This window comes from Streptomyces sp. HSW2009 (assembly GCF_040240285.1).
Classification (GTDB): domain Bacteria; phylum Actinomycetota; class Actinomycetes; order Streptomycetales; family Streptomycetaceae; genus Streptomyces.
In genome coordinates, this window is record NZ_JBEHZD010000564.1 from 1 (window position 1) to 4,785 (window position 4,785).

4 protein-coding genes are annotated in these 4,785 nt (G+C 73.0%); all 4 read left to right on the plus strand.

The window, feature by feature from the left end:
• Positions 1-446 precede the first annotated feature (446 nt).
• The 4 genes from AAHZ94_RS28600 to AAHZ94_RS28615 all read left to right on the plus strand — a co-directional run bounded on the left by AAHZ94_RS28600 (position 447) and on the right by AAHZ94_RS28615 (position 4,642).
• Positions 447-2,114: an MFS transporter gene (locus AAHZ94_RS28600; protein WP_349996482.1), complete on the plus strand. Its 1,668-nt coding sequence runs from the start codon at positions 447-449 to the stop codon at positions 2,112-2,114.
• Between the two features lie 22 nt (positions 2,115-2,136).
• Entirely contained in the window at positions 2,137-2,334 is a 198-nt protein-coding gene (locus tag AAHZ94_RS28605) for a plasmid mobilization protein (RefSeq protein WP_349996484.1), read from the plus strand.
• The gene (locus AAHZ94_RS28610) at positions 2,334-2,711 is read left to right on the plus strand and encodes a type II toxin-antitoxin system death-on-curing family toxin (RefSeq protein WP_349996486.1); all 378 of its coding nucleotides are present in this window, start codon (positions 2,334-2,336) and stop codon (positions 2,709-2,711) included. The genes AAHZ94_RS28605 and AAHZ94_RS28610 overlap by 1 nt, the downstream gene beginning before the upstream one ends.
• A 146-nt stretch (positions 2,712-2,857) precedes the next feature.
• Positions 2,858-4,642, plus strand: coding sequence for a DEAD/DEAH box helicase (locus tag AAHZ94_RS28615; protein WP_349996487.1), 1,785 nt, complete (start codon positions 2,858-2,860; stop codon positions 4,640-4,642).
• Positions 4,643-4,785: the final 143 nt, after the last annotated feature.

A 4,785-nucleotide genomic window follows, 5' to 3' on the forward strand; every position in this document is an offset into this window, starting at 1 on the left:
GCCGGCGCCGGGGGTACGGCCGCCGCCGGGGGTACGGCCGCCGCCGGCGGTACGGGAGTGGCGGGGGGGGCGGGGGGGGCCCCCGCCCCCCGGGGGGGGCCCCGTCGAGGTGCCGGGCCGACCGCCCACGGGGCCCCGAACACAGGCACCCCGGGCACGGGACCGAGAGCGCGGGCAGGGGTCTCACGCACAGGCGTACCCCGGGCACAGGCCCCTCGGCACGGGCACTCCGGTGAAGGCGCCCCGCGCAGAGGCGCCCCCGACACACACAGGCACCCGGCAGAGGCACCTCACAGCCAAAGCGCCCCAGGCCAGCCCCCACCCCGCCGCCCCCGTAGGCCCACCTCCCGGCCCTGTCGACCGTCGGTGGGCGTAGGCCCGATGGCCGAGGGGAGTCCCGTCCAGCGACAGGCGTCAGTGCGGTGGACGGCCCTTACTCTGACGCCATGACCGACCTCGATCCGCACCCCGGGGAACCCGGCGCGGCGCCGCCCCCCAGCCGCGGAACGGGAGCCGCGCAGGCCACCGCCGACATATCCGGCCGCGCCCCCGCCGCTCCCGACACCGCCGCCCACCCGCCGACCGGCCAGGTCGCGACAGCCGCCCCCGCAGCCGAAGCGCCCGCAGCCGAAGCGCCCGTACCCGGAGCGCCCGCGACCGCCACGTCCCCCGCCGCGGCCGACGCCGTCGACGGCGCGCCACCGGTCACGGCCGGTGAGGAGAGCGTGTTCGGCCGGGTCTACCGGGCGCTCACCCTCGGCATCATCTCGGTCGTCTCGCTCATCGCCTTCGAGGCCAGCGCCCTCACCACGGTCATGCCGGTGGCCGCCGAACGGCTGGACGGCGTCGAGCAGTACGCCTTCGCCTTCTCCGGCTACTTCACGGCCAGCCTGTTCGCCATGGTGCTCTCCGGCGAGTGGTGCGACCGCAAGAGCCCACTGGCGCCGCTGTTCGTCGGGATCGCCGCGTTCGGGGCCGGGCTCGTCGTCGCCGGCTCCGCCCAGCAGATGTGGATGTTCATCCTGGGCCGCGGCATCCAGGGCATCGGCGGCGGCCTGGTCATCGTGGCGCTGTACGTGGTCGTCGGCCGGGCCTACCCGCAGCGGCTCCAGCCCGCCGTGCTCGCCTCGTTCTCCGCCGCCTGGGTGCTGCCGGTGATCGTCGGCCCGGTGGTGGCCGGCACCGTCGCCGAGCACGCCGGCTGGCGCTGGGTCTTCCTCGGCATGCCCGTGCTGATCCTGTTGCCGCTGCTGATGATGCTGCCCGCGCTGCGCACGATGCCGCGCGACGAGCACAGCCCGACCATGGACCGCCGCCGCATCGGCCTCGCCCTCGCGGTCGCGGTCGGCGCCGGGCTGCTCCAGTACGCGGTGCAGGACCTGGCGTGGCTCTCGCTGCTGCCCGGGATCGCCGGCGCCGCGCTCCTCGTGCCGTGCGTGCTGCGGCTGCTGCCCACCGGCACCTTCCGCGCCGCCCGCGGGCTGCCGTCGGTGGTGCTGCTGCGCGGCCTGGCGGCCGGTACGTTCCTCGCCGCCGAGACCTTCGTACCGCTGATGCTGGTCACCGAGCGCGACATGTCCCCGACGCTGGCCGGCCTCGCCCTCACCGGCGGCGGCCTGACCTGGGCACTCGGCTCGTACACGCAGGCCAGACCGCGGCTTGAGGAACACCGCGAGACGCTGATGGGCCTGGGCATGCTGATGATCGCGCTGTCCATCGCGCTGGTGCCCGTCGCGCTGGTCGACGGGGTGCCCGCGTGGAGCGTGGTGGCCGGGGCCTGGGTGATCGGCGGCTTCGGCATGGGGCTCGCGATCTCCAGCGGCAGCGTGCTGCTGCTCAAGCTGTCCAGGCCCGACGAGGCCGGCTCGAACGCCGCCTCCATCCAGGTCTCCGACGCGCTCGGCAACATCGTGCTGGTCGGCGCGAGCGGCGTCCTCTTCGTCGCCTTCGGCGGCGGCTCCGCCACGGTCTCCGCCCACGACGCGGCGGACGCCACCGGCGCGAGCAGCCATCCGGCCGCCTTCGCCGCGGTCTTCCTCGGCATGGCGGCGATGGCGCTGGTGGGGGCGTACGTGACGACTCGGCTGCGGCCGGACAAGGTTAGTACGGCGTAGTACCACGTGGTACCGTCCGGTTATGGCTGCACTGAACCTGCGTTTTACGGATGAAGAGCTCGACGCCCTCAGAGAGCGGGCCGAGGCTGAGGGGTGCAGCATGCAGGCGTTCGCTCACGACGCCGTGATGGCCGCCATAAACGAACACTCACGGCTCTTCAATGAGGCTGCCGACCACGTGCTCAAGGTCAGCGCCGAGTTGAACCGGAGGCTCGCCTGATGAGGTTCCTGGACCTGCCGCAGTTGCTGGGTCTCGCGGAGCGCCTGGGGGCGAGCGAGGTGCGGGACTACGGATTGCTGGAGTCCGCACTCGCCCGACCTCAGGCCAGCGTGTTCGGCCAGGACGCGTATCCGGACGTCTGGCAGAAGGCCGCCGCGCTGATGGAGTCATTGGCTCGTAACCACGCCATGGTGGACGGCAACAAGCGTCTTTCGTGGTACGCGACCTGGGTGTTTCTGCACGTCAACGGCCATCCGCTGGCGGCGGACTTCGATGTGGACGAGGCGGAGCGCTTTGTCTTGAACGTGTGCCAGGGCGAACTGGACGTGGTCAAGATCGCGGAATCGCTGCCCCGGTTCACGACTCCCCAGGTCTGAGGCGCGCGCCCCCCGCGGAACGGGGCCGCCCCCGATGTGACCTGAGTCCCACCCCCCTCCACCCACCCCCGGTACGCCCGTACCGGGGGTGCCGGCACAGGTACGCTGACGCGGTTGCCGATCCCGAGTCACCCCCGACGGAGACCGTGACTACCACCGCGAATCACCACCTCTCACCCGCCTTCCCCGGCCGGGCCCCCTGGGGTACCGCGAACAAGCTGCGCGCCTGGCAGCAGGGGGCGATGGAGAAGTACATCCAGGAGCAGCCGCGCGACTTCCTGGCCGTCGCCACGCCCGGCGCGGGCAAGACCACCTTCGCGCTGACGCTGGCCTCCTGGATGCTGCACCACCACGTCGTCCAGCAGATCACCGTGGTCGCCCCCACCGAGCACCTGAAGAAGCAGTGGGCGGAGGCCGCCGCCCGGGTCGGGATCAAGCTCGACCCGGAGTACTCGGCGGGCCCCGTCAGCCGCGAGTACCAGGGCGTGGCCATCACGTACGCCGGCGTCGGCGTCCGCCCGATGCTGCACCGCAACCGCTGTGAGCAGCGCAAGACGCTGGTCATCCTCGACGAGATCCACCACGCCGGCGATTCCAAGTCCTGGGGCGAGGCGTGCCTGGAGGCGTTCGACCCGGCGACCCGGCGGCTCGCGCTGACCGGCACGCCGTTCCGCTCGGACACCAACCCGATCCCGTTCGTCACGTACGAGGAGGGCAACGACGGCATCCGCCGCTCGTCGGCCGACTACACGTACGGCTACGGCAACGCGCTTGGCGACGGCGTCGTGCGGCCGGTGATCTTCCTCTCCTACAGCGGCAACATGCGCTGGCGCACCAAGGCGGGCGACGAGATCGAGGCCAGGCTCGGCGAGCCGATGACCAAGGACGCCATCTCGCAGGCGTGGCGCACCGCGCTCGACCCGCGCGGCGACTGGATGCCCAACGTGCTGGCCGCCGCCGACCGCAGGCTGAGCGAGGTGCGCAAGGGCATCCCGGACGCCGGCGGCCTGGTCATCGCGAGCGACCAGGAGCAGGCCCGCGCGTACGCCAAGCTGCTGCGCCAGATCACCGGCGAAGGGCCGACGGTGGTGCTCTCGGACGAGACCGCCGCCTCGCAGCGGATCGACGACTTCAGCCAGTCCGACAGCCGCTGGATGGTCGCCGTCCGGATGGTGTCCGAGGGCGTCGACGTGCCGCGCCTCGCGGTCGGCGTCTACGCCACCACCGTCTCCACGCCGCTGTTCTTCGCGCAGGCCGTGGGCCGTTTCGTACGGTCCAGGCGGCGCGGCGAGACCGCCTCGGTGTTCCTGCCGACCATCCCGACGCTGCTCGGCTTCGCGAACGAGATGGAGGTCGAGCGCGACCACGTCCTGGACAAGCCCAAGAAGGAGGGCGAGGAGGACCCGTACGCGGAGGAGGACAAGCTCCTCCAGGAGGCCGAGAAGCAGCAGGACGAGGACACCGGCGAGCAGGACCAACTCCCCTTCGAGGCACTGGAGTCGGACGCCGTCTTCGACCGGGTGCTCTACGACGGCGCCGAGTTCGGCATGCAGGCGCACCCCGGCAGCGAGGAGGAGCAGGACTACCTGGGCATCCCGGGCCTGCTCGAACCCGACCAGGTGCAGATGCTGCTCCAGCGCCGGCAGGCCCGGCAGATCGCGCACAGCCGCAAGAAGCCCGACGAGGAAGCCGACCTCCTCGAACTGCCCGCCGAGCGCCGCCCGGTCGTCAGCCACAAGGAACTCCTTGCCCTGCGCAAGGAGTTGAACGGCCTGGTCGGCGCGTACGTGCACCAGAGCGGCAAGCCGCACGGCGTGATCCACACCGAACTGCGCCGGGTCTGCGGCGGCCCGCCGAGCGCCGAGGCCACCGCGGGCCAGATCCGCGAGCGGATCAAGAAGGTCCGCGAATGGGCCACCCGCATGCGCTGACCTCGCCTCGCGGAAGCGCCCCCGCGGGCGCCCACAGAGCACGGCCACCGGGCGGGGGGGGCCCCCCCCCCCCCCCCCCCCCCCCCCCCGGGGGGGGGGGGGCGGGGGGGGGGGGGGGGGGGGGGGGGGGGGGGGGGGGGGGG

Excerpts from the sequence above, each read along its gene's own strand:
- AAHZ94_RS28605 (WP_349996484.1), top strand. The coding sequence starts at position 2,137 with ATGGCTGCACTGAACCTGCGTTTTACGGATGAAGAGCTCGACGCCCTC.
- AAHZ94_RS28610 (WP_349996486.1), top strand. The coding sequence starts at position 2,334 with ATGAGGTTCCTGGACCTGCCGCAGTTGCTGGGTCTCGCGGAGCGCCTG.
- AAHZ94_RS28600 (WP_349996482.1), top strand. The coding sequence starts at position 447 with ATGACCGACCTCGATCCGCACCCCGGGGAACCCGGCGCGGCGCCGCCC.